The following is a 26,156-nucleotide window of genomic DNA, read 5'->3' as shown; positions in this document are numbered from 1 at the left end:
TAATAGATATGTCATCTTTGTGAATCCTTATAAAAGGGCCCTAAATTGTCTTGTGGACTTGACCCTTCCCTCTTTTCGATAAAAAGAATTCCAAGTTCATGATGGTCTCCCTCATATAAAGCTCCTTGTACGATACGAATTTCATTATTTGTGTCAAAAACTTCAAGCTTACAATAGGCTCTATTCTTTATTAGTGCTTGGTACATTTCTTTATGGGTACTTACCTTCACTTTATTACATGTATGGATAATTTCACCCGTTTTCAACCCCATTTTATCAGCCGGAGAATGCGGTAATACATCGAGCACCATGACACCCGTATTTCTTGGAGCAAAATAGTATGGAGTCGTATTTTCCCTTACCCGATGTCGATAAGCAATCCAAATTCTCCCCAATAGAGCGAATCCAGACGTGATAATCGCAGCATAGACAGGCAATAGAAATACACAGATTACACTTGTAATCAGGACGATTAATCCTAAAGTAAATACCTGTTTTCCTATCCGTCTTACGGCTATTTCAGGCAATTCCGTTTGAATTTGCTGCTGAAAGCCAAGCAAAAATGGCAGCAAAACCAAAGAATAGCTTTCATGTCCAGCTTGAATCACGGGCCACCAATCAAAAGGAATCGTCATAACCCCTGAAGGAAGAAATAGAAATGCAGGAATAAGCCAAAACCGCTTAGCCTGTAGAGCCCCAACCGTTAATCCTCTACGGCTTGTCCGCAATTTAGGAGATACATCCTTCAAGCCGTTTTTTAACATTAAAAATCCTTCTGTCCCCATCATTAAGCCTAGCATAACAGTGGCGCCAAACAAATCAGTATGATCAATAGGATGAATAACCTTTAAATCAATGGAAAATATGGAAAGAAGACTGAGCAATAGTAACGGAATTCCAATTGTAAAAGCAGGAGAAAGCAAACGGGCATTTCCCATAAACGTGAATAAAATCGTTGCAATTGCGATCATTACAATCAGGATAAAAGGAAATGTCAGCCCTAAAACAACGGAGAAGAGCGAAAGAACCATTCCTGTCATTATTCCTACAGGAAATAAATGCCGGAACTCTAGGAAAATATTATGTACTCTTACATGGAAATCACGTCGTTCTCTTTTTATTCTCCAATATCCGGCCAAAATGACCCAAATCATCGAGAAATAGAAAACAGGATGAAGCATCATCCGCCCTATACCTTTGGCAATCTCTACTAACCATTCCAAATACCTCCACATCCTTTCCGGGTACATAAATATATCTTCTATTTTACCAGACATTAATAGAAAAAGAACAAAAACATGGCTAGACACCTGAATTTTTTCCAGATTGCCTAGCCCTATATTTTGTTATTTACTAAACTCGTTACCTATTTTTTAAATAATGTTTTGAGGGCAACTTGTAATTGCATATCATTTTTCTCGTCTTTTATAGAGGTAATGATTTTTTCCTCTAATGCTGCTGCTGTTTTTTCGTCAATTTCGCCTGTTACAGGAAGCTTTTCAATGGATTGAAAGGCTTTAACGGCTCTTTCTGTTTGTTCATCAAAATAACCGTCTGTTCTTCCTGGGGCAAACCCTAATCCTTTCAACATCTCCTGTGCAAACTTCACGTTTTCTTCATTCATGTTTTGCTTTAAGGTTTCCTTGAGTTCAATTGGATGGGCATTAAAATAGTCAAGCTGCTGCACTTCAATTGTTGGCTCAATTCCTTTCCCGTGAATCCAGTTTCCATCTGGTGTCAACCATTTCGCCATCGTTAATTTTAAATTTCCCCCTTCTTCCAATGGGAGTGGCTGTTGAACCGTTCCCTTGCCGAAGGTCTTCGTTCCTACAAGAGTTGTTCCATTGATTTCATTTAAGGCAGCGACCAGAATCTCTGAGGCTGACGCACTTCCCCCATCCATAAGCACTGTAATCGGATAAGGTTTTTTCTGTTTCAGCACTGAATAATAGGTTTGTTTTTTACCTGAACGCTCTTCAATTTGCACATATGGCTTTTCATCTGTCACAAGTTGATCGAGTATATCTTGCACACTACTCAGCATTCCACCAGGATTCCCGCGCACATCAATGATCAGTCCATCGATATCTTTCGTTTCTAATTGCTCTAATTCACTGGAAAAGTCCCTTGCTGTTCCTTCAGCAAATGAGGTTATTTCCACATAACCAATGTTCTTTCCACCACTTTCCTTCATGTCGGAAAAGACAGTTAAAATAGGAACTTCATCTCTTGTAATTTCAATAGTCATGGGAGCTGATACACCATTTCGAACAATATCAAGTTTCACGGTTGTTCCCTTTTTACCCCGAATTTTACTAGATGCTTCATATAAATCCAAACCATCAACGGGGTCCCCATCAATCTTAATAATTTGATCCTTTGCTTTCAGTCCTGCATTTTCTGCAGGAGAATTTTTGATAGGAGAAATGATCACAAGCTTGCCTTCTTGAATAGCAATTTGTGCTCCAATTCCATTAAAACTGGAATCCATACTTTCATTGAATCTCTCAGCGGTTTCTTCATCCATATAAACAGAATAAGGATCCTTTAAAGTGCCGACCATCCCTTGAATCGCACCCTGAATCAATTGCTTTGAATCCACTTCTTCCACATAAGCTTTTTGAATTAATTCATAGGCTTCTGCGACTTTTGCCATTTCCGGGAGTATTTGAATCGTCTCTGACTCTTGTTTTACCTTCTCTTCCTGATCCTGCAAATTCGGAAAAATCCATACCATACTAGCATATACTCCGGCTGCCCCAATAAAAAAGGAACAAACAGCGATCAACACCAGCCTGCTTCTCTTCATAATCTTCCTCCTCATCGCCTTCGCCTATATAAGAGTATGTAATGGGAGGACAAGTTATGACAGTCGTATGGGTACTACAAGCTTGCTAATTTTTTAGAACGAGCAGCGTCTTTTTGAAAAATATGAACAAAGTCTTCAATCATACCACTAGCTGTAGGCTTACTTCCAGCTCCCGGTCCTTGGATCGTAATGGTTCCAGCAAGTGATGTGTGTAGCACAACCGCATTGTTGACTCCTTCTACATGATAAAGCGGGTGAGTTTTATCTGTTAAAACAGGCTGAACAAATGCCTGAATTTGCTCTCCCTCTTTTTTCAATTCTGCAATATGTTTATAGCGGCCTGTTGCATGGTGAATGTCTGGAATACTTGCAATCCCCTTTATCTCAACACTTTCCCATTGTGGCTGTCTGCCATAGACAAGCTGACTCAAAATCATTAATTTATAAAAGGCATCAATTCCCTCCACATCGTTTGTCGGATCAGCCTCCGCAAACCCGAGAGATTGAGCAGTTTCCAATACTTCTGCAAAAGGAAGCTGCTTCTCCCTCATTTCAGTTAAAATAAAATTCGATGTGCCATTTAATAAAGCTTGAATTTTTTCGATTTTATTGAACTGGAGTTGTTGTTGAATCGTGCGAATGATCGGAACACCCGCTGCTACCGTTGCCTCAAATCCAATCTGCACATCCTGTTCTTTTGCTTTTTGAAGTAATATGTTCCCATGCTTTGCAAACATTTCCTTATTAGCTGTAATAATATGGCAGCCTTGATTAATCGCATCCTCTAAATACGTAAAAGCCGGTTCCGCACCGACAATCGATTCAAAAATCACATCAAGATTAGGAATCGCTAAAATTTCACGAATATTATTGGTAAGGAGTATATCATCGGCTATGACACGTTCCTTATCTTTATCCTGAATTAATATTGCAACTATGCTTACTTCTGCTCCAACAAGCTCTTTTAATTGGTCTTGATACCGTTGGATCACCTCATAAACTCCGGCTCCAACTGTTCCAAGTCCCAATAAAGCCGCTTTAATCTTTGGCATTTCTTCTCCTCCCATCTATTCTCGAAAAGCGCAAGCCTTGAAGTGGAAAAACGGCTAAGAGCGCCACGTCAATCACCACGCCGCTGGACTCACATCCTGCGAGCCCCTCAGGTCTATGCGCTAGAGCTTGATCTGACACTAGCCAAATTTTCTATTTTTTAAAAAGAGACTGAAACGCGTGACGCCCAGCCTCCTTGCTTCTATATTATTTCTTCAAGGATACCCATTCTACTGCCTTTTCGATAGCCTGACCAAGATCAGCCTTTATATCCTCCACTGCCTCAAGACCAACGGAAAGCCGAATTAATTCTTCAGATACCCCAACCCGTTTTAAGTCTTCTGCACTTAATTGTTGGTGAGTCGTTGAAGCAGGATGAATAATCAATGATTTGGCATCTCCTACATTCGCTACATGTGACCATAATTGCACATGATCGATCGTCTGTCTTCCAGCATCTCTGCCACCTTTAATACCAAAGACGATAATGGAGCCGGCACCTTTCGGAAAATATTTTTTCGCGAGTTCATAAGAGGGGTGATTTTCCAAACCAGGATAAGATACCCATTCTACTGTCTCGTGATTCTCTAGGAATTCCGCAATAGCTTTCGCATTTTCCACATGTTTGACAATTCTTAAATGTAATGTTTCTAGTCCCTGTAATGATTGAAAAGCATTATCAGGGCTTAAGCACGGCCCAAAATCACGTAATAACTGGACCCGTAATTTCGTCGCAAAAGCCGCATCAGCAGCATCAATACCATAACGAATGCCATGATAAGATTCATCCGGTTCAATAAAATCAGGAAATTTCTCGTTATTCCAATCGAATTTCCCTGCATCCACTACGACACCACCGATGACCGTTCCATGACCGCCAATCCACTTCGTTGCAGAGTGGACAACAATGTCTGCACCCCAGTCAATCGGCTTGCAGAGATAAGGTGTCGCAAATGTGCTGTCAACAATCAGAGGAATACCGTTTTCATGAGCGATCCCAGCTATGGCCTCCACATCCAAAATATGCAAACTCGGATTTCCGATAATCTCTCCAAATAATGCTTTTGTTTTTGGTGTGATCGCCTTGCGGAAATTCTCAGGATCTTTGGGATCCACAAATGTCACATTAATTCCATATCGGGGTAATGTCACAGCAAATAAGTTATACGTTCCTCCATAAAGATCAGTCGCTGCGACAATTTCATCGCCTGCACGAGTAATATTCAAGATCGAGAAGGCGATCGCAGCCATTCCAGATGCCAGACCGACAGCAGCCGTACCCCCTTCAAGTAAGGCGACTCTTTTCTCAAATACATCTACCGTTGGATTCATGATACGAGTGTAAATATTCCCCGGCTCTTCTAATCCAAATAGTTTTTGTGCATGCTCTGAATCTTTAAATACATAGGAAGTTGTTCTATGTATCGGTACAGCACGGGCCCCTGTTTCGTCTGGTTCCTGTCCTCCATGCAATAGTAATGTTTCTGGTTTATATTGTTCTTGCGTCAATCTCTTCTCCTCCTTCATTGTATTATTTTTTGTATGACGATTGGATAAGTACAAAAGTGCGGGATTCCAGCACTAAAGCTGGACGCAAAAAATCCCCCTTGTGATAAGGGGGATGATGGTCTATTTCCTCTCCTTATCTCTCAGACATACCCGTCTGTAGGAATTAGCACCTTTTCAGATATAATCCTCTGAAGGTTGCTGGGCATCGCAGGGCCTATCCCTCCGCCGCTCTTGATAAGAATAATACTATTCAATTTTATTATTAAACCAAGTATAGTTGATTACGCTTTAATAAGTCAACCATATTTTTAAAGAATATTGTTTTTCCCTTCCATGGATTAATGTAAATTTTTCACAAGGTTTTCCATCACTTCTTCGTCCATGGGACCGATAACTTTATTTTGAAGCAGACCATCCGAACCAATAAAATAACTAGTAGGTATGGATATAACCTGATATTTATCCCCTACCACTCCCTCTTCATCTAATAGAACAGGGAAACTTAGTTGATAATCATCAATAAATTCTTGAACTTTTTCCCGTTTCTTACGTGCCGTTTCAGCCGAAGTTAAATTTACAGCAATCATCTCAACATCATATTTTTCAGCCTTTTCCTGATAAAATTTTTCCATATGCGGCATTTCTGCCTTGCATGGAGGACACCAGGTCGCCCAGAAGTTCAATAAAACCTTTTTCCCATTCAGATCAGACAACTTGATTTTTTCGCCAGACAATGCCTCCAATTCAAAATCAGGCGGTATATCACCTTTCGTTAAGCCCTCCGAAAACATCTTGTCGACATTTATTTCAGTTGCGGCTTCGATCTGTTTCTCACGTTCCTTCTGCTGATTCTCTCTATCTTTTTTCGCGCTAGCCTCTTGGACAACATTAACCACTAGGATTGCTGCTAAAATGGCTAATAGGCTGAAGCCAAATATTTTTTTAGTCATGAAGCACCCTCCATTTCTTCTGCACAAAACTAGGAATAGAGCCAATAAAACATAAGTTGCCTACATTCCCAAACCACTCGGCTAATGGCTTCTTTTTAAACACATAGAGGCTTGCAGATGTAAGGACGCATGCCCCATAATGGCAATCCAGGAGGCAGGGAAGGTTAATGAACCAATTGTATACCATTTTATTGATGGATCCACCCTTTCCAGAATCAAGATAGCCCCTTACAAAATCGGTGATAAAAGTCTTGATAATGACTCTTTAAAACGAATATAAAGGGGACGATTTTGATATTCCTCCAAGCTTAATTCACGAGAGAGATTCATATCATCGTGAAAAATATCGACTAATTGTTTCACAAGTTTCTGATCATATAAAAAGGCGTTTACTTCAAAATTCAACTTAAAGCTGCGGACGTCGGTATTCGCTGTACCAACAGTGGCAATTTTTCCATCGGCAATAATAGTCTTGGCATGTATAAATCCATTATCATAAATATATACTTTAGCTCCAGTTTTTAGTAATTCACCAACATTGGAGTACGTTGCCCAATAGACAAAAGCATGGTCAGGCTTATTTGGAATCATCAATCTTACATCCACTCCAGAAAGAGCAGCGATCTTCAGAGCATCAAGCACACTCGCATCCGGAATAAAATAGGGAGTTTGAATATAAATGTATTTTTTAGCTGAAGAAATAATCTTTAGTATTCCATACTTAATTTGTTCCCATTCCGAATCTGGTCCACTTGAAACAATTTGAACATCTGTCTCTCCTTTTGCACCCATCTCAGGGAAAAGCCGATCCTCATACTTAATTTTTGCTGTGGAAGCCTGATTCCAATCTAGGATAAATCTAGTTTGCATTCCAAAAACAGCTTTACCCGTAATCTTTAGATGTGTATCTCGCCAATAGCCAAATTTCTTTTTAAGACCAAGATACTCATCCCCAATATTAAATCCTCCGACATAACCAGTTTCCCCATCAATAATGACAAGTTTACGGTGGTTACGAAAGTTCACCTGTAAATTTAAGTGAGGAATTACGGCTGGAAAAAAAGCACTTGTTTTCCCACCAGCTTCAATCAATGGTCTGAAAAACTTTTTTGGTAATCTTCTGGACCCCATTGCATCATATAATATTTTTACGTCTACGCCCTCTTTCGCCTTTTTGACGAGCATCTGTAATAACTCTTTCCCAAGCTTATCATTTCTTATAATATAATATTCTAAATGAATATGATCTTGAGCATGGTCTATATCATGCAAAAGGGAACGGAATTTATCATTTCCATCGATAAATATTTCTACTTGATTGTCTTGAGTAAGAATAGAGCGGTCATTAACAAGTAGCATATAAATTAGATCTTTATACTGAGCTGTTTTCGTATCATGGAAGGGAAATTCGCCTTTTTGTAGCATTTCAATCTGGTTTTTGGTAATTTCCATAATGCCAATTTTATTAGGGTCACTCCATTCAAACATTTTTTTTCGACTTAAATTCTGACCGAAAATCAAATATAAAATAAAGCCGGCAACCGGAATGAAAAATAGCACCAAGAGCCATGCCCACGTCGAACCAGGATCTCGTCTCTCCAAAAATACCACGAAGACAGCCAAGATAATATTTAATAAAAGTGCTAAACTGACCAAAGCCGCCGTAATCGTTGTATAAGTCATATGAGCTCCTCAAATAATTATTTTTTCTTTTTTTAAACGAGACATTTCTTCCCCTATATTAGCATATTCTTGAAATGAAAACACAGACTTATGAAAGATGATTTTATTCAAATAAGAATGACACACCCTTTTTAGGGATAATCTTTTTGGATTTTAACAAATAAATAAGCCGCATCCCGTAGATGCGACTTTGTTACACTTAATTTAAATATCCTAATGGATCTACAGCGTTCGATTTTGCTCCATTCCATAAACCAACATGGACTTCAAAATGTAAATGTTGCCCGAACGAATGACCTGTATTTCCCATTACACCAAGTTTCTGGCCTTTCTTGACAGATTGTCCCTCTGAAACGCTGCGGCTGCTCATATGGGCATAAACTGTTTCATAGGTTTGCCCATCAATATGATGGATAACAAAAACGACATTACCATAACTAGAAGAATGATACGATCTATGAACAACACCATCTGCTGCAGCAACAATTGGTACTGCTGTACGATTAGCGATATCAATCCCAAAATGGGTTGCCCCCCATCTTCCACCAAAACCAGAGGAAACTGTTCCAACCGCCGGCCAAGAGAAAGTACCTGAACTTACAGGCGGGGTCGCTGAACTTGTCTCGGTTGAACCACCCGACCCACTAGATTTCGAATTTGATGTTGACGGGCTATTCGTTACTGCCGCCGCTTCCTTCGCTTTTCTTTCCGCTTCTTCTTTCGCTTTTCTTTCTTCTTCTGCAATCCTATTTTGTTCTTGTTGAATCGCCTTTTCCAAGGTTGCCTCTTGCGTTCTTAGTAATTCTTCTTCTTCTTCAAGAGACATCTTTTCACTTTCGATATGGCTTTTCTGAGCAGCCAATTCCTTCATGAGCTCTTTCTTTTCTTCATTTTGTGCTTTTAAGCTATTCTGTAAATCTTCTAAATCTTTTAACATGTTATTTAAGCTTTCTAGCTTTTCTTCAACTTTTTTCTGATCAGCTTCCAGTTTCTCCATATCTGCTTTCTGTTCATCTAAAATCTTTTTATCTGCACTAACAAGTGTTGTTACAGCAGAAACACGATCCACTAAATCGCCGAAACTTTCAGCCCCCAAAAACACATCCAAGTATTGAACGGAACCACCATTTTGCTGAATATTTCTTGCCCGATCACGAAGGACTTCGTTTCTTTTTTCAATCCGTTCTTTCAAGTCCTTAATTTCCGCTTTTAATGTTTCGATTTCAGCTTTTGTGTTATCAATCTGCAGCTGCTTTTCTTTGATTTTTTGATCCGTATCCGCAATTTGCCTCTCTAGCTTTTCAATCTCGTCCTCAACAAAATTTTGTTGATTCATAATATTAGAGATTTCTCCATCCTTTTCATCGATCGATTGATTTAGGATAGACCTCTTATTATGAAGATCAGATTGTTTCTCTTGCAAATCATTGAGCTTTGAAGAGGCTTGCGCTTTCCCCGTATACGAGAATACTCCCCCAAAAATTAGTGTTGTCGCCAGTGTCATCGATAATACAGAACTTCTTTTCAAGAATCGTTCCCCCTTTCTCCCCTTAAATCTCTGCTTCTGTCCAACCTTCATAATCTAGTATTCCTCATACTTTCAAGTAGCGTCTAACAGAAATGAAACTGCCCCACGCACCGATTATGACTCCAATCAGTAAGAGCAATAGACTTACTTGATAGACAAATGGTGTGTATGGAAGCGGGGACATGAAATAATCATCTGGAATCCGCTTTGCTAAAAAGTCATACCCATAAGAATAAGATGTTGCCACAATAGCGATCGGAATAATAGAGCCTAATATTCCCAACCAAATTCCTTCAAATATAAATGGCCAACGGATAAACCAGTTCGTAGCCCCAACTAATTTCATAATTTCAATTTCCCGTCTTCTTGCAAAGATTGTGATTTTAATAGTGTTAGAGATTAAAAACATCGCCGTAAACAATAGACCGATGACTAAAACAATGCCGACATTACGGCTTGTCCCTAACAAACTAAATAACCTTTCAACCTTTTTCTCCCCATATTTGGCAGAATCAACCGAATCAAGTGCCCGGATTTTTTGGGCCACTCCTGCCGTTTCACTTGGTTTTTTCGTTTTGACAATGAAAACATCGTGGAGTGGATTTTCATCATCTCCAATCAGACTCCATTCTTTGCCCATTGTCTGAATGAGATGATTAAGCTCGTCCTCCTTAGAGGAAAATTTAACTGATTCCACTTGGGGGATTTTTTTGATGTTCTTCTCTAATTCATCCTTTTGTTCTTGATTTGCAGTCATTTCAATATGTACCCGAATTTCCACATCATTTTCTATGTCTGTTGCAAATTTGTTCATATTCATCATAATGGCAAGAAACACACCAACCAACAACAATGTAACTGTTACAGCGCTAATAGAAGCAAATGTCATCCAACCATTCCGGCGCAGACTTTTGAAGCTTTCTCTTAGATGGCGACCGATGGTTCTAATTTTCATAGCCGTATTCCCCCCGCTGCTCGTCACGGACAATTCTTCCATTTTCAATCGCAATAACCCGATGAGTAATTGTATTCACAATTTGTTTATTATGGGTGGCCATAATGACAGTTGTGCCGTTGAGATTAATCTCCTCCAAAATACTCATAATTTCCCACGCTGTATCAGGGTCTAAATTCCCAGTAGGTTCATCCGCAATAATCATCTTAGGATTATTGACAATCGATCTTGCAATAGAAACACGTTGTTGTTCCCCACCTGATAATTCAGTGGGCAACATCCGCATTTTATGTTTTAAACCAACCATTGATAGAACATCCATCACTCTTTTTTTAATATCTCTCGAACGATGTTCAGTTACTTCCAATGCAAAAGCTACATTTTCAAAAACAGTTAATGTAGGTAATAATTTAAAATCTTGGAAGACTACACCAATATTTCGTCTAAGAAATGGAACTTTTCTATTTTTCAACGAGGATAAATCGATGCCATCTACTATGATTTTTCCTGAAGTTGGTTTTTCTTCTCTATACACCATTTTGATAAAAGTGGATTTGCCGGCACCACTTGGACCAACAATATATATAAATTCGCCTTGTTTTATATGAACATTAAAACGATTTGCGGCTATAATACCGTTCGGGTATTTTTTCACAACATCTTGCATTTTAATCATATTCTCACCCGACCTTTTAAAAAATTCGCCTCAAACTTTATGTAAAAATAACCATTTTTCGATTGTCAAAAAAAGAAAATTGCCGTCAATCCGTGACAAAATCTAACAACAAATTCATTATAACATCAGCTTTGGGGCTTTTACATTACAGTTATATTTCATTTTTAGAACTTTTGTTCTAAACTTTTACATAATTCGGCATTTCTAACTAAAGGAAGAAATAAATAGGACTAAAGTATGATAGTTATTTACTGGGGCATGGCAAGCTTGATGTATAATGGTCGAACGAGGAGGCTAATTGGTCGAAACTCGGCATTTAATGGTCGAATGATGGGGGGAATTGGTCGAAACTCGATACTAAATGGTCCAAGATTGCTGTTAAACGGTCATAGCTTTAAATTTAAAAAACGACAGCTTTTCCCACTGTCGTTTTGGAACTCTTATTTTTTCTCAGACAACCATTGTGCTACCTTCTCGGCATCATCGCCTTGAATGATATTACCCGGCATCCCATCTCTGCCGTTTTCGATTACGTCTAATATTTCATCTTTCGATAATTTAGATCCAATTTGAGCAAGTGCTGGGCCATTCCTTCCTTCTAGGTTGTCTCCGTGACAAGAGATACAATTATTCTTTACAATTTCTTCCGCGTCATTTGTCGCAGTTTCTCCGCCAGTTTCTCCACCAGTTTCTCCACCATTATTATTATCATTTGCATCATTTCCGGTACCACATGCAGCAAGACCAATCGCTAGCATAAGTCCTAAACATAAACCCATCCATTTTTTCCTCATGGGAACAACTCCTTTTTTAGATTGATCTATTTTAGTATACCAATATTGAACTTTAATTAAACGATAAAAAATGGGTTGCTGATAGGAAGAATTTAGCTAGAGTAATCTGTATCAAGGCTTCCCGTAATTATCACAAGTTTGTGAATAATAAAGGGCTGAAAGATTACAGCCTCTTTCAGCCCTCTGTTTGAATACGATCTTAGACTAAATACGCCGCGTCCTGCGGCAACGTCTAAGTGACCAACATCCTGTTGGCCTTCCATTTACACCCGGGAACGTAAGTAAGCATGAATAAATTCATCAATATCCCCATCTACGACAGCTTGCACATTTCCTGTTTCTTCATTTGTGCGATGATCCTTGACCATGGAATAAGGATGAAACACATAGGAGCGGATTTGACTGCCCCAACCAATTTCCTTTTGCTCCCCACGAATTTCAGCAAGTTGCTTTTCTTTTTCTTCGAGCTCACGTTGATACAGCTTCGCTTTTAACATATTCATCGCTTTTTCACGGTTTTTAATTTGTGATCTTTCGTTCTGACAAGTCACAACAATACCTGTTGGTAAATGGGTAATCCGGACGGCCGAATCTGTTGTATTCACATGCTGTCCACCTGCTCCGCTAGAACGATACGTATCAATTTTGAGATCTTCCTGTTTGATATCGACTTCCACCTCATCGGTAAATTCCGGCATAACATCACATGAAACGAATGATGTATGGCGGCGGCCAGAAGAATCAAACGGAGAGATTCGAACTAAGCGGTGGACGCCTTTTTCGGCTTTTAAATATCCATAGGCATTATGCCCCTTTATCAACATCGTCACACTTTTGATTCCAGCTTCATCCCCTGGTAAATAGGAGAGGATTTCTGTTTTAAAATCCCTTTTTTCAGCCCAGCGTGTATACATTCGTAACAGAATAGAACACCAATCTTGAGATTCTGTTCCTCCAGCTCCTGGGTGAAGTTCAATGATGGCATTGTTTTTATCATAGGGATCACTTAATAATAATTGTAACTCGAAACGATGGAGACGCTGGATAAGATCTTTTAATTCTGTCTCAAGCTCAGTTTCAAGCTCAGGATCGCTTTCTTCCTTCACTAATTCATGGGTAAGTTCAAGATTTTCATGAAGATCTGCAAGTTCCTTATACTCATTCACAAGGTCTTTTAAACTATTCGCTTCATTAATGACTGCTTGAGCCTTTTGTTGATCGTCCCAAAAACCAGGCTCAAGCATCCTTTCATCCAATTCAGCGATCCTTGTTTCCTTCTCCTCTAAGTCAAAGAGACCCCCTAAAGTCGGCTAAGCGTTCCGCCGTATTTTCAAGCTCCGTTCTTACTTCAAATAATTCCATAAACGAACACCTCTTATATATGATTTATCTCGGATTCACATGAAAAACTTCGTGAAGGATGGTCCCTCACGAGTTTTCTCCAACACGATATAGCATAGCTTACCCTTAAGTTAATCTACCATGACAGTGTTTATATTTTTTACCACTTCCGCAAGGACAAGGTTCATTACGACCGACTTTTTCACTTCTTCGAATCGGCTTTCTTTTAACCTCTCCTTCACTTTCTTTTGGATTGACGGCTTGACCCTTCGCAACCTCTTCCCGTTCTAAATTATTTCGTATTTCAGCTTTCATCACATATTTGGCTGTATCTTCCTCAATCGCTTCAATCATGTTTTCAAACATAACGAAGCCTTCACTTTGATACTCTCTTAGCGGGTCAATTTGTCCATAGGCACGCAAATGTATCCCTTGACGAAGCTGATCCATTGCATCAATATGGTCAATCCATTTTGTATCAACAGAACGCAGTAAAATCACTTTTTCAAATTCACGCATTTGTTCTGGTGTTAAAAGTTCCTCTTTTTCATCATAATGTTGTTTCACTTTATCAAAGATTAATTCTTTCATCTCTTCCGGTTCTCTTCTTTGCAAGTCAGCAACAGTCAGATCCCCTTCAGTTAGAACATTGGCATTCAAATAATCAAGTAATCCCTGTAAATTCCATTCCTCTTCTTCCTGTTCAGCTGTATGTCTAGCCACTGCCCGATCTATGACAGATTGAATCATTTTTTCGATAATATCACGTAAATTCTCTGAACTCATCACATCATCGCGTTGTTGATAAATGATTTCCCTTTGTTGGCGAAGGACATCATCATACTGAAGTAATTGTTTCCGGGCATCAAAGTTATTACCTTCCACACGTTTTTGCGCAGACTCGACTGCCTTGGTAACCATTTTACTTTGGATTGGCTGTGTATCATCCATTCCTAATTTTTCCATCATCGATTTCATATTTTCAGAGCCAAATCGACGCATAAGCTCATCTTCCATTGAAAGATAAAATTGGGTTACTCCAGGATCTCCTTGACGACCAGAACGTCCTCGGAGCTGATTATCAATCCGGCGCGATTCATGGCGTTCTGTTCCAATGACCGCTAATCCGCCAAGCTCTTTTACGCCTTCCCCAAGTTTTATATCGGTTCCGCGTCCAGCCATATTTGTCGCAATCGTGACAGCGCCCTTCTGCCCAGCTTCTGCAATAATTTCCGCTTCTCTCCCATGGTTTTTCGCATTTAAGACATTATGTTTAACACCTTTTTTGGTTAAAAGAGAAGAGACAAGTTCCGATGTTTCAATTGCAACCGTCCCAACAAGTATCGGCTGCCCGGCTTGATGACGTTCATAAATGTCCTCGGTCACCGCACGAAATTTCCCTTCCATTGAAGCGTAGATTAAGTCCGAACGATCCTCCCGGATAATAGGCAAATTTGTCGGAATAGAAATAACTCTCATATTGTAAATATTACGGAATTCCTCTTCCTCCGTTTTAGCCGTTCCTGTCATTCCTGCTAACTTTTCATACATCCGAAAATAGTTTTGGAAGGTAATCGTTGCCATGGTCATCGATTCACTTTGGATTTCGACGCCTTCTTTTGCCTCAATCGCTTGGTGGAGTCCATCACTAAAACGTCTTCCCTTCATCAAACGACCTGTGAATTGGTCGACAATGACAATTTCGCCTTCTTGGACAACATAATCAACATCTGCATGCATGCTAACATGGGCTTTCAAAGCTTGGTTAATATGATGATTAAGCACAACATGAGAAAGATCGAATAAATTATCAATTTTAAAGAATCTTTCTGCTTTATTAATTCCTTCTTCCGTTAATTGAACACCTTTTGTTTTTTCATCATACGTGTAATCATCTTCTTTTTTTAACATACCGGCAAATGCATTTGCTTGTAAATATAATTGTGTTGATTTCTGTGCTTGCCCCGAAATGATCAAAGGAGTCCGCGCTTCATCAATAAGAATAGAGTCAACCTCATCAATGACCGCAAAATGAAGGGGACGTTGTACTTTTTGTTCCAAATACAACACCATATTGTCACGAAGATAGTCGAAGCCAAACTCATTATTCGTTCCATACGTAATATCTGCGGCATAGGCCTCTTTTTTCTCTTCTTTTGACATACTGTTTAAATTAAGTCCGACCGTTAAACCAAGAAATTGATAGAGTTCTCCCATCTCTGTCGCATCCCGACTGGCCAAATATTCGTTGACCGTAACAACATGTACGCCTTTTCCTGTAAGAGCATTTAAATAAACAGGCATTGTCGCTGTTAAGGTTTTCCCTTCACCTGTTTTCATTTCTGCTATATTTCCTTCATGGAGAGCAACGCCTCCCATAAGTTGAACAGGATATGGGTAAAGGCCAAGCACACGACGGGAGCCTTCTCGGACAACAGCAAATGCCTCATCTAATAGATGGTCTAAAGATTCACCCTTTTGGTATCTTTCTTTAAATTCATCCGTTTTATTGCGAAGTTCTTCATCTGACAATTTTTCCATATCTGGTGCCAGTTGATCAATTTTCTCAGCCATTTTTTCTAATCGTTTAAGATCACGTTTATTGGGATCAAATATTTTATTAAGAAAAGCTACCATATTCAAACGCTCCCCTATCTATTTAAAGTAAAAACTTTTCAAAAGTCTATAGATATTTCATTCATTGGTATTGGAATTATTTGTTAAAGTAAAACCTTTTACCTAATTATCTATCATAACACTATCAGATTTCCCTGACAACAAACGGGAAAGCAAGAGGAGAATTTAGAGAAAAATAGCTCCATATACAAGGGCGCCTGCTATGACAAATGCCGGATGCACTTTCCATTTCTTCAGTAAAAGCAAACTAATAAGACCAATAATCATCGTATGAAAATAACCAGAACCTTCGACAGAACTAGCAAAAAAGTCGAAGGTCATAACACCTAAAAGGACAGCTATTGTAGGACGTACCAATTGTGTCATCCTCTTTACTTTAGGAGAATCCTTATGTTTTAAAAGAAGACCCAATAAGGGAAGCATTAAAATTAAGGAGGGAGCAACAGTTGCGAATAAAGCAATAAAGGATCCCAACAATCCTCCCTGTTGATAGCCAATATAGCCCGCCATTTTAGTAGCAATCGGTCCTGGCAGTGCGTTTCCCAAAGCCAACATTTCGCTAAATTCATGCACGGACAACCAATGATAGCGATCGACTACCTCATGTTCAATCAATGGAATAGAAGATGGCCCCCCACCATAACCAAGTATACCAGGAATAAAAAAAGCGATGAAAATTTTCCAATAAATCATGATAAACTTTTATCCTCCGCATTTCTTTTGAGAGATTGCTGCTTTTTCTTCGATAACAGAGCGGTAGCTAATAACACTGCAACCACAATCGCCGGATGAACGCCTAATGATTGCATCACTATAAGGCTTCCCACAAGGAGTAGAATGGTTCCGAGCCAACCGAGTGATCGTTTTGATTTTGCGATGAATTCCCAAGTAAGCATTCCCATCAAAACTCCTGCAACTGGGAGCACAGCCTGTGACATTCCCGCTACCCATGGCTTATCTTTATACGCACTTAATAAAAATAGAAAGACAACCATCATCACAACGGTTGGCACGACTGTAGCAAAAAGAGCATTCATCATCCCGATAAAACCACCGATGCGCCAGCCGATATATCCAGCCATTTTTGTGTTAATCGGTCCTGGCAGTGCATTAGCAAGCGCAAGCACATCCGCAAATTCATCATCACTCATCCATTTATAAACACGTACGACTTCATGTTGTACAAGAGGAATGGCTGATGGCCCTCCGCCAAATCCAAGAATGCCCGAACGAAAAAAGGCAATAAATAAGTGGAATTGTTTCATCAAACATCACCATCCTTTAGAAAAACGCAAGCGCTTAGGAATGGGATGAACGGCTAAGGTCGCAACAGCAATCGCTACGTCGTTCTACTCCACATCCTGTAAGCCCCGTTCCATTTCTAAACGTTAGAAAGATTTCTTTAAGGATACCAAAAAATGAGGTATTCGAAAAGATAAGCATTGATAAAAGCACGCTACCTATAGGCAGCGTGCTCCATATAAATCATGCTTAGTTCGTCTCAATCAACCCATATTTTCCATCTTTACGGCGATATACAATATTTGTACCATCTGTCTCAGCATCGGTAAAAATAAAGAAGTTATGCCCAAGCATATTCATTTGCAATACAGCTTCTTCACTGTCCATTGGTTTTAGATTAAAGTGTTTTGTACGGACAATTTGAAATTCATCTTCTTCTTCATTTTTCGGAAGATCATTCCCATTCATTTTGAAAAATTCCTTCGCACTACCTTGATCTCTGAATTTACGATTTACTTTTGTTTTATGCTTACGAATTTGCCGCTCCAATTTATCAACAATCAAATCAACAGCCGCATACATATCTTCATGGACTTCTTCAGCACGAAGAACTAATTGCGGAAGCGGAATTGTAATTTCAACTTTTGCTTTTTTATTAGGATTTACTTTTAAATTAATATGTGCATTTGCTTCAGGAGTTTCATTAAAATATCTTTCCAGCTTACCTACTTTCTTCTCAATATAGTCACGTATAGCATCCGTAACATTGATGTTCTCACCGCGGATATTGTATTTTAGCATATTAACTCCTCCTTCAATTAATGCTATGTATATATACTTCTACATACACCTATAAAATCCTGCTTGATCATATAAAAAATATGTCGATTTTGTGATATTTTTAACAATTAGTTCTTCAGAATGACCGATTAACGGTCAATCTGACTAGAAGGAGTGGAAGAAGTATTACTCGCGATGCAAGCCTGGGTTATTGCCGTCTATCGTAAAACATACCATCTAGCCCATCCGTTGCTGCATAGGGATTTGAGTAATGTGCAGCAGACTTCTTTTTCCGTTCTAAAGTTTGCATATCTGTTTGGATCGTTTTTAGAAAATGGTTTAAAGCGGCATTCATTTCTTGGTCAAGCGCGAGTAATTCTTTTCCCATTTTTTGTTCTTCCATTGTATAAGGGGCCCGAAGCTCTGCGAAAAGAGCCGAACGTTGGCTTAACAGATCTTCAATTCTTTCAATGATGGGTTCACGTTGATCATCGTTTGTTATTTTCACTAACACAATAATTTGTTCTGTAAGGGCTAAACATTTCTTGACATTGTTCATTAAATGCCACTACTTCCTGATACATGTTGATGCTGACGATTCAATTGGATCGCTTGTTTCCACGTGTCGCGAAATTCTTTGATTATTTCCTCTACTTCTATAAGGGCTTCGAGATTATTCTTTATATTGGCTTCAATTAAACGACGGTAGGCGTATTCATAGAGAGACATCATGCTTCTGGAAAGATCCAATTCCATATTTAAAGTGACCATAAGCTCATTAATAATATTTTGTGCCTTTTGGATGTTCGTATTCTTTACTTCGATATTATTTTTTCCCATGGCATCTTTAGCAAAATAAATAAATTTCAGACAGCCGTTATAAAGCATTAAGGTCAACTCGCCCGGAGCCGCTGTTGTGACTGAGTTTTTTTGATAGGTCTGATAGGGATTCGCACTCGCCATTTTTTTCACTCCTCTAATTTAGCAAATATTTGAATGGAAAGAGGTCTAAAAACCGCCAAATTGTTGCATGAGATACATTGATTGTTCATTGGCACGCTGGATCGCTTTTTCCATCGCAGTAAATTGGCGCCAATAACGGTTCTCCGTCATCTTAAGTTTTTCCTCAAAACGATCAATACTTTTATCCACATTGATCAATTCCCGTCCAAGTGTGAACTGTTGATTGGTGGATGTTGCACGCCCGGCTTTTTCCTGCAACTTTTTCATGGAAGCATCGACTGTATCATAAAGCTTATGAATGATTCCTTTTCCAGCTTGAGAATCATTGCCACGGAATAGATTTTCAATAGAATCTGGATCCTCTTCTAAAGCGGCTTTCAATATCGTTTCATCAATCTCCAGTTTCCCGCCTTCTAGATAATTGGCCGTCGTTTTAATACCGATACTAGCTAATTGTTTAAAAACCCCATTGGTTTCAACGGTGCTGTACATATCCATACGCATGCTGGATAAAACACCGGATAAAACCATATCCCCTTTTAGCAGACCACTGCGTGCCATTTCTTCCCATTTTTCTTGTTGTTTGTCTGAAAGCTCTTCACGCTCATCATCCGTAAGTGGTTTATAGTCACGGAAGCGTTCCTCATTTAACTTATCGCCGATTTCTTTAATTAACTCATTGTATTGGTTCACAAATTCCTTAATATTTTCAAAAACTTGCTCAGAATCATTTCCGACTGAGATGGTTGTTGGTTGTTGACCACTCTCAGGATTGAATGTTTGCTTTAAGGTAATCGTTACACCGCTCATGTCGAAGGTGTTGGAGCTGCGTTCAGTCGTTAATCCGTTGATGGTAAACTTGGCGTTTTGACCATCATCTAAATTTGAACCCTTAAACTTCAAAATATCTTCCATAAATTTCCCTGATACTTCAATATCCTTCTCTTCCTCACCAAATTTCCCCGTTTCCTTTCGTGTCAATGTCACTCGATCGGTGAAAGAATCATAAACCATTGTCACGCCTGCCGAGGATTCATTGACTTTGCGAATAACACTGTTTAGAGTATCCGTGCCAGTGATGAAGAAGGTTTCGTTCACTGCTCCTTTTGAAGTATGGGTGTTAATGCCAAAAGTCGCATAGTTTTGAGTAAAGGTGGCTTTTATTTCAGTACCTTCCTCAAATTCAAATGCTTGATTAAAAGTAATAACTCCGGTGTCCAAATTGATATGCCCAAGTATCTTTGTGGGATCATCTTCATTAATAAGTATATTGTTTCCATATTCATCTTGTTGAATAATATACTTGTCCCCATTTACATCTATATCTTTTATTAAAGACCCTTTCCCCAAGCTCCAATTCGTGATAGGATCTTCTCCAACTTCTAATGTATTTATTTTACTATCTACAACATAATCGACTTTGATAACATTGCCTTTTACGGGCTTTACGTTTGAACCAAAATCAAGGGTGCCATTTGTTCTTACGATTACCTCATTTTCATCCGGCTCATCTGAATCGGAAATTCTTGCAGTGATAGCACGTCCATTCACCTTGATATTAATTTCACTTTCATTTTCAGGAAAAGTGCTTCCTTTAAGATCAATTTTCAAATCATCAATCGAATCTCCGACATTTAACGTTTGCGACTCTACAACTCCTGTTTTCCATTCAAACTGCTCGCCTAGTTGATCCTTAATACCTGCTGTAGCATTTATAGATATTTCCCCAGTGTTCACCATCGTCGCCGCTGTCGCTAGTTGCTCCACTTCCGAAATCGAATACGATGCCTGTGCGGCTCCACTTGATACAGTGGCTGTGACATATTGCTCATTGGAAGAAGAGACTGTTCTTGCTCGATAGTTTGCGGTCAATTTTAATTGGGCGAGTTTATCTCTAAAAGTAAGCAATTTTGTATTTAGAGCTCGGTAATCATCTCTCTGCCATTCCAAAATTTGTTTTTTTTGTTTTAATTTATCTAGTGGCATGCGTTCTGCTCTCATTAAATCTTTCACCATTTGGTCAATATCCATTCCACTTGCCAAACCGGCAATTCTCATCCATCTCACCTCATCCAACCATTATATTTTTTTATCTACCATTAATCCCAAATACTCTGTCATTGCTGCAAACATGTCGAGTATTTTCTTTGGTGGAATTTCTCTTACTACTTCATTCGTGGTTTCATCAACTAAGGTGACATAATACTCATTTAATTGATCATGAAATTCAAATTTCAAATGGGTTTGCGTAGATGCTTTTAAAAATTGGTTCATTCCATTCAGGACCTTGCTTACATCTGCTTTTGTAAATGGTGTATCCACAGTTGTTGGGTTATTCTCTGGACGGACCTTTTCTAACATTTTTCCATTCGGCATTTGTATTTCTTCCATTTTTCCTGCCATCATTCCATTAGAAGCGGCTGAAAGGCCTGTCCCTATTTGTCCTGACATCGCTTTACTTCCTTTCTCTCTATTGTCTATTTATCCCGGATCGACTCCCATTCAGTGGGGGATGAAAGCCCACCCCATTGAATGTAGTTTCACTTTATTGCTAATATCGGCATAAATTCCTTTTTGTTTATAGATCATCTTTACTAGAATGCATGGCATTTGCCTATTTTACATATGAGGCTGCTCTTTTTACACTAGTTCAGCATAAGATGCAAAGGAAGATGAGTGAATTTTTGTTAGAGATGTCGCAAACTCCCTCAACTTCATTTATGGCTTAAAAAAGAACAAAAGTACAGGAGGTAACCCGTATGAATCAAGTTGAATATCAACCGAATTTTCATTCTTATCCTAGTAACATGGATCACGATCATCGATTAATTGGCCGTCCTTTTGGATTTGGTAGACCGTTTGGATATAGGCCATGGATTGGACGACCGTTTGGATATGGCGCTCCCCTGCTAGGTGGATTTTTAGGTGGGTTAGCAGCAGGTTCTTTATTGCGCCCTTATCCTTATCCTTATCCAATCTATCCTATTTACCCCTATGGCGGTTTTTATTGGTAAAAACGTTTGTCAGATCATGCTAAAATTTCCCGGGAAATGTCAAATTTATCGATGAATATTGCATTTCCCCCATCATTCCCGAGTCAAACAGAATCTTTTTAACTGATGGTTGATTAATTTATTGGATAAGGGGTATACCAAGAAGGAAGGAAAATTCATTATAAAGGAGAGACCTTCATGAAAGGTAAAGCGATTATAGCTACTGTTGCCCTTGGTGCCGCTTATCTACTCAGGAATGAGAAATCTCGCAACAAATTGATGAATCAATTTAAGAACATGGCTTCGGGAATCAAGTAAAACGACATGTCCGTCTGATCTTTATTCAGACGGATGTGATGTAGACTCTGTTTTTTTACACCAATGCTGAACCTCTTGATAACGCATTGGTTTAGAAAAATAATATCCTTGTAAAACAGGACACCCGATTTGTTGTAATATTATCCATTGTTCTTTTGTTTCGACCCCTTTACACACAACATTTAATTTCAACAATTTGGCAAGATCAGAAACTGTAAGAAAGATGGATGTAAAAAATGGATGGACGAAATATTATTAGAGATGGTTCGTGATTCTTGGCCCTGTTTCCGCCAATTCTCTAATTGTATAAACGCTTGTTCCATAACCCATTCCTCAATCGAAAGAATCAGACCCGTCGACTCTGCAAGCTTTATAAATGAACCCGGCAGTATGATTCCCTTGTCTGGGTGATTCCACCGAATTAATCCTTCCAAACCCGTAATTCTCCCCGTAACTGAATCAACTTGAGGTTGGTAATTAGCTCGAATTGCTTTTGTTCCAGTCCTTTTCTCAAGTTCCGTAAGAAAAGCGCAAGCGCCTTGTTCAGCCCCGACAAGCAAATGTTCTGAGACAAGAAAAGTCCGGTCTTGACTTTTATTGTCTCAGGTTATTTAGTGGAACATCGGCTAAGGTCGCCACGTCCTGTGGCAACGCCGATGGACTCGCATCCTGCGAGCCTCTCGGGGCTAGGCGCTGGAGCTAGATCCAAACATTAGCCAATTTTTATGCTTTCTTACCTTGTAAAAAAGTCTTCTCGCATTTCATGATCCGTCTCATGACTGTAATTCGCTTTAATCACGAATAATCTTATTCTTCTCCCTATTTAAAGCAATCTTTGCTTTTTGCATGCAATCCTTTGCCTTTTCCCCATGTTCAGGATAGCAGCTTATTCCATAACTGTAAGTGGAATAAACTTTCTGATCTTGAATATATATTGGTGATACCAGAGTTCGAGTTATTTCCTCCATTACTTTATGAATGTTTTTTTCTAGCAGCTTATCTAATAGACAGAGACAAAAAAATCCCCCGCCATTATAGGAAGCAAATCCTAATCTTTTAATGACCTTTTGCAAGCGTTGTCTCATGGTTTTTAATACGAGCTCGGCGTATTGGCTTCCGAGGATATCCTGAATCTGCGTGAATTGATCTAGCTGAACGTAAATAAGATAAACTTTTTCGCTTAATCGTAAGGCTTTTCCCTTTCTATCCACCAGTTTCAGGAAATCATCATAAGAATGCAAACCGATGAAGGAATCTGGTTTAACAGACTTATTCAAACTATTATCGGGATCCATCTGATTTAAATCCATATAAACACGTCCTTTGTGGACAGTACTTAGCAAAATTCCGACAAACTTTACACTAAGAAGCAACTAAGTGAAAATAGTTTTTTGATAATCTTATTTATCTACTGTTACTGCTTACATGATGTGCTATACTAATCATGAAAAATAGCAAAGGAGTTGGAGCTTTGGAAAAATTACGTTGAGGATTGGGAACTGCAAGTTTGAAAACCATTTATCCACAAGCTAGAATTTTATACATTTCTAAGCAACAAGAAATTGGCGCCGTTTACACCCTACTTCTTAGACGACAAAATCGAAACGATTCAAAGAAATTTAACGGAAATCTTATAGCGGAATGGGAGCTGTGAAAGCAGCATTGAATTCAGCCGAAAAGCAATTGAACAAAAATGGAGGCACATGTATGAAAAGTATTCGTGTAAAAGGAATGGATAAACAAGTATCGAGTCTTGTTATGGGTTCAGATTATTTTGCTCCGGATAAAATAGATCTTGTTACTGAGGTACTGAATAATTATCTCGAGATTGGCGGTAATACGATTGACACTGCTTTTATTTATGCTGGCGGAAAAAGCGAAGAGGCGATTGGCATTTGGATGGAAGAAAATAAACGTCGAGATGATGTGATTATTTTAACGAAAGGCGGACATCCCAATGCGAAGGGGCCACAAGTTAATAAACAGGCGATTGATAAAGAATTAAACATTAGCTTAGAAAGATTGCGTACAGATTATGTGGAACTGTATGCTCTCCATCGGGATGATCCAAATGTTCCAGTGGGGGAAATACTTGAAATTTTGAATGCCCATGTAGAGGCAGGTCGAATTGGTGCTTTTGGTGGTTCCAATTGGTCAGCAGAACGATTGCAAGAAGCGAATGATTATGCTGAAAAACATGGTTTAATTGGCTTTAGTTTTAGTAGTCCTAATCTTAGTCTAGCGAAAGCGAAGGAACCATACTGGGCTGGCTGTATTTCTGTGGATGATGACATCATGACTTGGCATGAAAATAGTCAGATGCCGCTTTTCTCTTGGTCCTCACAGGCACGTGGATTTTTCACTGGTCGGTTCACACCAGAGGATCGTTCGAATGAAGATTTGGTTCGGGTTTTTTATAATGACGAAAACTGGGAGCGTTATCGACGTGCCGAACAATTAGCCAAAGAAAAAGGCGTTGAAACGATCCAAATAAGTCTTGCCTATGTCTTGAATCAAGCCTTTCCAACTGCAGCCATCATCGGACCACAGAATAAGCAGGAAATGGTTTCCTGTCGCGAAGCTGCTGATATCCGGCTAACCGAAGAGGAAATTCAATGGCTGGATTTACGGAAATAATTAGGAATGTTGGTGTATAAATTACGGATCTAAAAAAGCCTTGTTCCATAGACTTAGTTGAAAGTTGAGTTTCCGTGGAAGCTTAGGCTGTTAGAAAAAAGAAGCTAGCGACCTATATATGTAGGGAATTAGCTTCTTTTTTCGTTGAATTTTGATTTTTTCAGACCCTTTGAGATCCTTGACGACCGTTTTTCCGGTTTCTCTCACTCTTCGGGCGTCATAAACGCCTCTTGACGACCGTTTTCCCTATCTTCTTCACTCTTCGGGCGTCATGAACGCCCCTTGGCGACCGTTTTTCCCTTTTTCCTCACTCTTCGGGCGTCATGGACTGCTCGTCCCTGGCAACTGAATTTTTATGGCTTCACTTATTGGGCCTAGTAAGCTTAAAAACCGTCGAAAAAATTTCAACGGTTTTTCTTCTCTTTCTTTTTATAATCAGTTGCTTTCCATTCGATATGAACGGGATGCCACTCTCCATTTTCAAAATACCATTCTGTTTCAACGACCCCAAGTTGATCTGCATGGTAGGCACCACTGATTTGCCGATATCCTTTAAGGCCAAAACCTTCTTTATCCTTGATTTTAATGACTTCAAAAAAGGCAATAGGATCAATCATTAATTCGGTTGGTTCATTAAGCTGTCCATTTTTCTGGTATAGACCCGTCGAGATATAATCCTTTCTTCTGCTCCATAAATCAAGAGTAATGGCATTCTTCATACCTGGAATTTTAATGACAGCAACAAAATCTTGGTCAAAATATCCTTGAATAGCGAGCGGAGTTGGAAGAGGAATTTCTTTTACCTTTCCCCCTTTGGCTGTATGCAAGGCGTAATTATAAATGCCACCACTTCCTCCAGTCGCACTGGAATATAAAATATCCTTCACACCATCATGATTCAAATCCGCAAAATCGAGCTTGGGTTCATAGCCGCCCTCATAATCAATTTTCAGCTTTTGACCTTCAGAGGTGATGATCTCTGCCCAGACTTTTTGGTAATAAGGAGAACCTCCTTTAAACGGAATCCCATATACCATAATTTCATCCGGTTTTCCGTCCCCCGTCACATCATGCTTATATTCCAGTATAGCCTTCCCTTTTTCAGCGGCAATACTTGGTATGGAAAAGGAGAAACAGACAACAAAGGTTAAGAATATGAGTGCAAATTGTTTATTCATAAAACCCCTCCAAGTCGTTGAGTCGTATAAATAGTTTTCCCTTTTTGGAGTGAATTATGAAAAACAATTTATAAATTTCATTCCTATTTTAATTATGTTAGCCTCTTCCATTC

General features: G+C 39.1%; 25 protein-coding genes and 1 riboswitch. Of the genes, 2 read left to right on the top strand and 23 right to left on the bottom strand.

Features of this window, described 5'->3' with window-relative positions; translation table 11 throughout:
• Window positions 1-11 precede the first annotated feature (11 nt).
• From MUB24_RS04535 to flaG, 19 genes are all read right to left on the bottom strand, one after another.
• A complete protein-coding gene (locus MUB24_RS04535; protein WP_244701829.1) occupies window positions 12-1,223 on the bottom strand; it encodes a PDZ domain-containing protein in 1,212 nt (403 codons plus the stop codon).
• A gap of 143 nt (window positions 1,224-1,366) precedes the next feature.
• Window positions 1,367-2,809, bottom strand: a complete 1,443-nt coding sequence (locus tag MUB24_RS04530; protein WP_244701827.1) for a S41 family peptidase — start codon at window positions 2,807-2,809, stop codon at window positions 1,367-1,369.
• Window positions 2,810-2,883: 74 nt separating this feature from the next.
• Entirely contained in the window at window positions 2,884-3,861 is a 978-nt protein-coding gene (locus MUB24_RS04525) for a homoserine dehydrogenase (RefSeq protein WP_244701825.1), read from the bottom strand.
• 205 nt (window positions 3,862-4,066) lie between these two features.
• The gene (locus tag MUB24_RS04520; RefSeq protein WP_396426695.1) at window positions 4,067-5,386 is read right to left on the bottom strand and encodes an O-acetylhomoserine aminocarboxypropyltransferase/cysteine synthase family protein; all 1,320 of its coding nucleotides are present in this window, start codon (window positions 5,384-5,386) and stop codon (window positions 4,067-4,069) included.
• A 112-nt stretch (window positions 5,387-5,498) separates the two neighbouring features.
• Window positions 5,499-5,609: riboswitch (SAM riboswitch) on the bottom strand.
• A gap of 97 nt (window positions 5,610-5,706) precedes the next feature.
• Entirely contained in the window at window positions 5,707-6,318 is a 612-nt protein-coding gene (locus MUB24_RS04515; RefSeq protein WP_244701822.1) for a TlpA disulfide reductase family protein, read from the bottom strand.
• A 228-nt stretch (window positions 6,319-6,546) separates the two neighbouring features.
• A complete protein-coding gene (gene cls / locus MUB24_RS04510; protein WP_244701820.1) occupies window positions 6,547-8,001 on the bottom strand; it encodes a cardiolipin synthase in 1,455 nt (484 codons plus the stop codon).
• A 199-nt stretch (window positions 8,002-8,200) separates the two neighbouring features.
• The gene (locus tag MUB24_RS04505) at window positions 8,201-9,529 is read right to left on the bottom strand and encodes a murein hydrolase activator EnvC family protein (protein ID WP_244701818.1); all 1,329 of its coding nucleotides are present in this window, start codon (window positions 9,527-9,529) and stop codon (window positions 8,201-8,203) included.
• 64 nt (window positions 9,530-9,593) lie between these two features.
• Window positions 9,594-10,484, bottom strand: a complete 891-nt coding sequence (gene ftsX / locus MUB24_RS04500) for a permease-like cell division protein FtsX (RefSeq protein WP_244701816.1) — start codon at window positions 10,482-10,484, stop codon at window positions 9,594-9,596.
• Window positions 10,474-11,160, bottom strand: a complete 687-nt coding sequence (ftsE, locus tag MUB24_RS04495) for a cell division ATP-binding protein FtsE (protein WP_244701814.1) — start codon at window positions 11,158-11,160, stop codon at window positions 10,474-10,476. Before ftsE ends, ftsX begins: the two co-directional genes overlap by 11 nt.
• Window positions 11,161-11,600: 440 nt before the next feature.
• The gene (gene cccB, locus MUB24_RS04490) at window positions 11,601-11,954 is read right to left on the bottom strand and encodes a cytochrome c551 (protein ID WP_244701813.1); all 354 of its coding nucleotides are present in this window, start codon (window positions 11,952-11,954) and stop codon (window positions 11,601-11,603) included.
• A 263-nt stretch (window positions 11,955-12,217) separates the two neighbouring features.
• A protein-coding gene (gene prfB, locus MUB24_RS04485; protein WP_244701811.1) for a peptide chain release factor 2 occupies window positions 12,218-13,316 on the bottom strand; the annotation gives its coding sequence in 2 pieces (ribosomal slippage) (window positions 12,218-13,243 and window positions 13,245-13,316; 1,098 coding nt in all).
• Window positions 13,317-13,421: 105 nt separating this feature from the next.
• Window positions 13,422-15,932: a preprotein translocase subunit SecA gene (gene secA / locus MUB24_RS04480; protein WP_244701809.1), complete on the bottom strand. Its 2,511-nt coding sequence runs from the start codon at window positions 15,930-15,932 to the stop codon at window positions 13,422-13,424.
• A 165-nt stretch (window positions 15,933-16,097) separates the two neighbouring features.
• The gene (locus MUB24_RS04475) at window positions 16,098-16,625 is read right to left on the bottom strand and encodes a chromate transporter (protein ID WP_244701807.1); all 528 of its coding nucleotides are present in this window, start codon (window positions 16,623-16,625) and stop codon (window positions 16,098-16,100) included.
• Window positions 16,622-17,197: a chromate transporter gene (locus tag MUB24_RS04470; protein WP_244702073.1), complete on the bottom strand. Its 576-nt coding sequence runs from the start codon at window positions 17,195-17,197 to the stop codon at window positions 16,622-16,624. Before MUB24_RS04470 ends, MUB24_RS04475 begins: the two co-directional genes overlap by 4 nt.
• A 226-nt stretch (window positions 17,198-17,423) precedes the next feature.
• The gene (hpf, locus tag MUB24_RS04465; RefSeq protein ID WP_244701805.1) at window positions 17,424-17,975 is read right to left on the bottom strand and encodes a ribosome hibernation-promoting factor, HPF/YfiA family; all 552 of its coding nucleotides are present in this window, start codon (window positions 17,973-17,975) and stop codon (window positions 17,424-17,426) included.
• 187 nt (window positions 17,976-18,162) lie between these two features.
• Window positions 18,163-18,513 (bottom strand): flagellar protein FliT, encoded by a 351-nt coding sequence (gene fliT, locus MUB24_RS04460; RefSeq protein WP_244701803.1) that lies wholly within the window; start codon window positions 18,511-18,513, stop codon window positions 18,163-18,165.
• The gene (fliS, locus tag MUB24_RS04455; RefSeq protein ID WP_244701801.1) at window positions 18,513-18,917 is read right to left on the bottom strand and encodes a flagellar export chaperone FliS; all 405 of its coding nucleotides are present in this window, start codon (window positions 18,915-18,917) and stop codon (window positions 18,513-18,515) included. The genes fliT and fliS overlap by 1 nt, the downstream gene beginning before the upstream one ends.
• Window positions 18,918-18,962: 45 nt before the next feature.
• Window positions 18,963-20,975 carry a flagellar filament capping protein FliD gene (gene fliD / locus MUB24_RS04450; RefSeq protein ID WP_244701799.1) on the bottom strand — a complete coding sequence of 671 codons (2,013 nt, stop codon included), beginning with the start codon at window positions 20,973-20,975 and terminating at the stop codon, window positions 18,963-18,965.
• Between the two features lie 21 nt (window positions 20,976-20,996).
• On the bottom strand, window positions 20,997-21,368 hold the full coding sequence (flaG, locus tag MUB24_RS04445; protein WP_244701796.1) for a flagellar protein FlaG: 372 nt from the start codon (window positions 21,366-21,368) through the stop codon (window positions 20,997-20,999).
• A 308-nt stretch (window positions 21,369-21,676) separates the two neighbouring features.
• On the opposite strand from flaG, the gene MUB24_RS04440 reads away from it, so the two are divergent.
• On the top strand, window positions 21,677-21,931 hold the full coding sequence (locus MUB24_RS04440) for a hypothetical protein (RefSeq protein ID WP_244701794.1): 255 nt from the start codon (window positions 21,677-21,679) through the stop codon (window positions 21,929-21,931).
• A gap of 318 nt (window positions 21,932-22,249) precedes the next feature.
• Here MUB24_RS04440 and MUB24_RS04435 read toward each other — a convergent pair whose 3' ends face one another.
• The 3 genes from MUB24_RS04435 to MUB24_RS04425 all read right to left on the bottom strand — a co-directional run bounded on the left by MUB24_RS04435 (window position 22,250) and on the right by MUB24_RS04425 (window position 23,538).
• Window positions 22,250-22,405 (bottom strand): hypothetical protein, encoded by a 156-nt coding sequence (locus MUB24_RS04435; RefSeq protein WP_244701791.1) that lies wholly within the window; start codon window positions 22,403-22,405, stop codon window positions 22,250-22,252.
• Window positions 22,406-22,416: 11 nt separating this feature from the next.
• Complete coding sequence (locus MUB24_RS04430; protein WP_244701788.1) at window positions 22,417-22,788, bottom strand: EAL domain-containing protein; 372 nt, start codon at window positions 22,786-22,788, stop codon at window positions 22,417-22,419.
• Between the two features lie 231 nt (window positions 22,789-23,019).
• A complete protein-coding gene (locus MUB24_RS04425) occupies window positions 23,020-23,538 on the bottom strand; it encodes a diguanylate cyclase domain-containing protein (protein WP_244701785.1) in 519 nt (172 codons plus the stop codon).
• Window positions 23,539-23,935: 397 nt separating this feature from the next.
• On the opposite strand from MUB24_RS04425, the gene MUB24_RS04420 reads away from it, so the two are divergent.
• Window positions 23,936-24,865 carry an aldo/keto reductase gene (locus MUB24_RS04420; RefSeq protein WP_244701781.1) on the top strand — a complete coding sequence of 310 codons (930 nt, stop codon included), beginning with the start codon at window positions 23,936-23,938 and terminating at the stop codon, window positions 24,863-24,865.
• Window positions 24,866-25,269: 404 nt separating this feature from the next.
• Here the strand turns inward: MUB24_RS04420 and MUB24_RS04415 are convergent, their stop codons facing one another.
• The gene (locus MUB24_RS04415; RefSeq protein ID WP_244701778.1) at window positions 25,270-26,043 is read right to left on the bottom strand and encodes a hypothetical protein; all 774 of its coding nucleotides are present in this window, start codon (window positions 26,041-26,043) and stop codon (window positions 25,270-25,272) included.
• Window positions 26,044-26,156: the final 113 nt, after the last annotated feature.

The sequence above is a fragment of the Lederbergia sp. NSJ-179 genome (assembly GCF_022867885.1).
In the GTDB taxonomy this organism is placed as follows: domain Bacteria; phylum Bacillota; class Bacilli; order Bacillales; family Bacillaceae_C; genus Lederbergia.
The sequence above is the reverse complement of the archived record's forward strand: the minus strand, read 5'-3'. Positions and strand labels throughout refer to the sequence as shown.

What these genes read in the sequence shown, in the direction of transcription:
- MUB24_RS04475 (WP_244701807.1), bottom strand. Translation starts at nt 16,625, where the DNA reads ATGATTTATTGGAAAATTTTCATCGCTTTTTTTATTCCTGGTATACTT.
- MUB24_RS04515 (WP_244701822.1), bottom strand. Translation starts at nt 6,318, where the DNA reads ATGACTAAAAAAATATTTGGCTTCAGCCTATTAGCCATTTTAGCAGCA.
- MUB24_RS04440 (WP_244701794.1), top strand. Translation starts at nt 21,677, where the DNA reads ATGAATCAAGTTGAATATCAACCGAATTTTCATTCTTATCCTAGTAAC.
- fliT (WP_244701803.1), bottom strand. Translation starts at nt 18,513, where the DNA reads ATGAACAATGTCAAGAAATGTTTAGCCCTTACAGAACAAATTATTGTG.
- MUB24_RS04415 (WP_244701778.1), bottom strand. Translation starts at nt 26,043, where the DNA reads ATGAATAAACAATTTGCACTCATATTCTTAACCTTTGTTGTCTGTTTC.
- MUB24_RS04530 (WP_244701827.1), bottom strand. Translation starts at nt 2,809, where the DNA reads ATGAAGAGAAGCAGGCTGGTGTTGATCGCTGTTTGTTCCTTTTTTATT.
- MUB24_RS04525 (WP_244701825.1), bottom strand. Translation starts at nt 3,861, where the DNA reads ATGCCAAAGATTAAAGCGGCTTTATTGGGACTTGGAACAGTTGGAGCC.
- secA (WP_244701809.1), bottom strand. Translation starts at nt 15,932, where the DNA reads ATGGTAGCTTTTCTTAATAAAATATTTGATCCCAATAAACGTGATCTT.
- hpf (WP_244701805.1), bottom strand. Translation starts at nt 17,975, where the DNA reads ATGCTAAAATACAATATCCGCGGTGAGAACATCAATGTTACGGATGCT.
- flaG (WP_244701796.1), bottom strand. Translation starts at nt 21,368, where the DNA reads ATGTCAGGACAAATAGGGACAGGCCTTTCAGCCGCTTCTAATGGAATG.
- cls (WP_244701820.1), bottom strand. Translation starts at nt 8,001, where the DNA reads ATGACTTATACAACGATTACGGCGGCTTTGGTCAGTTTAGCACTTTTA.
- fliS (WP_244701801.1), bottom strand. Translation starts at nt 18,917, where the DNA reads ATGGCGAGTGCGAATCCCTATCAGACCTATCAAAAAAACTCAGTCACA.
- MUB24_RS04520 (WP_396426695.1), bottom strand. Translation starts at nt 5,386, where the DNA reads ATGAAGGAGGAGAAGAGATTGACGCAAGAACAATATAAACCAGAAACA.
- MUB24_RS04425 (WP_244701785.1), bottom strand. Translation starts at nt 23,538, where the DNA reads ATGGATTTAAATCAGATGGATCCCGATAATAGTTTGAATAAGTCTGTT.
- MUB24_RS04470 (WP_244702073.1), bottom strand. Translation starts at nt 17,197, where the DNA reads ATGAAACAATTCCACTTATTTATTGCCTTTTTTCGTTCGGGCATTCTT.
- ftsE (WP_244701814.1), bottom strand. Translation starts at nt 11,160, where the DNA reads ATGATTAAAATGCAAGATGTTGTGAAAAAATACCCGAACGGTATTATA.
- fliD (WP_244701799.1), bottom strand. Translation starts at nt 20,975, where the DNA reads ATGAGAATTGCCGGTTTGGCAAGTGGAATGGATATTGACCAAATGGTG.
- MUB24_RS04420 (WP_244701781.1), top strand. Translation starts at nt 23,936, where the DNA reads ATGAAAAGTATTCGTGTAAAAGGAATGGATAAACAAGTATCGAGTCTT.
- ftsX (WP_244701816.1), bottom strand. Translation starts at nt 10,484, where the DNA reads ATGAAAATTAGAACCATCGGTCGCCATCTAAGAGAAAGCTTCAAAAGT.
- cccB (WP_244701813.1), bottom strand. Translation starts at nt 11,954, where the DNA reads ATGAGGAAAAAATGGATGGGTTTATGTTTAGGACTTATGCTAGCGATT.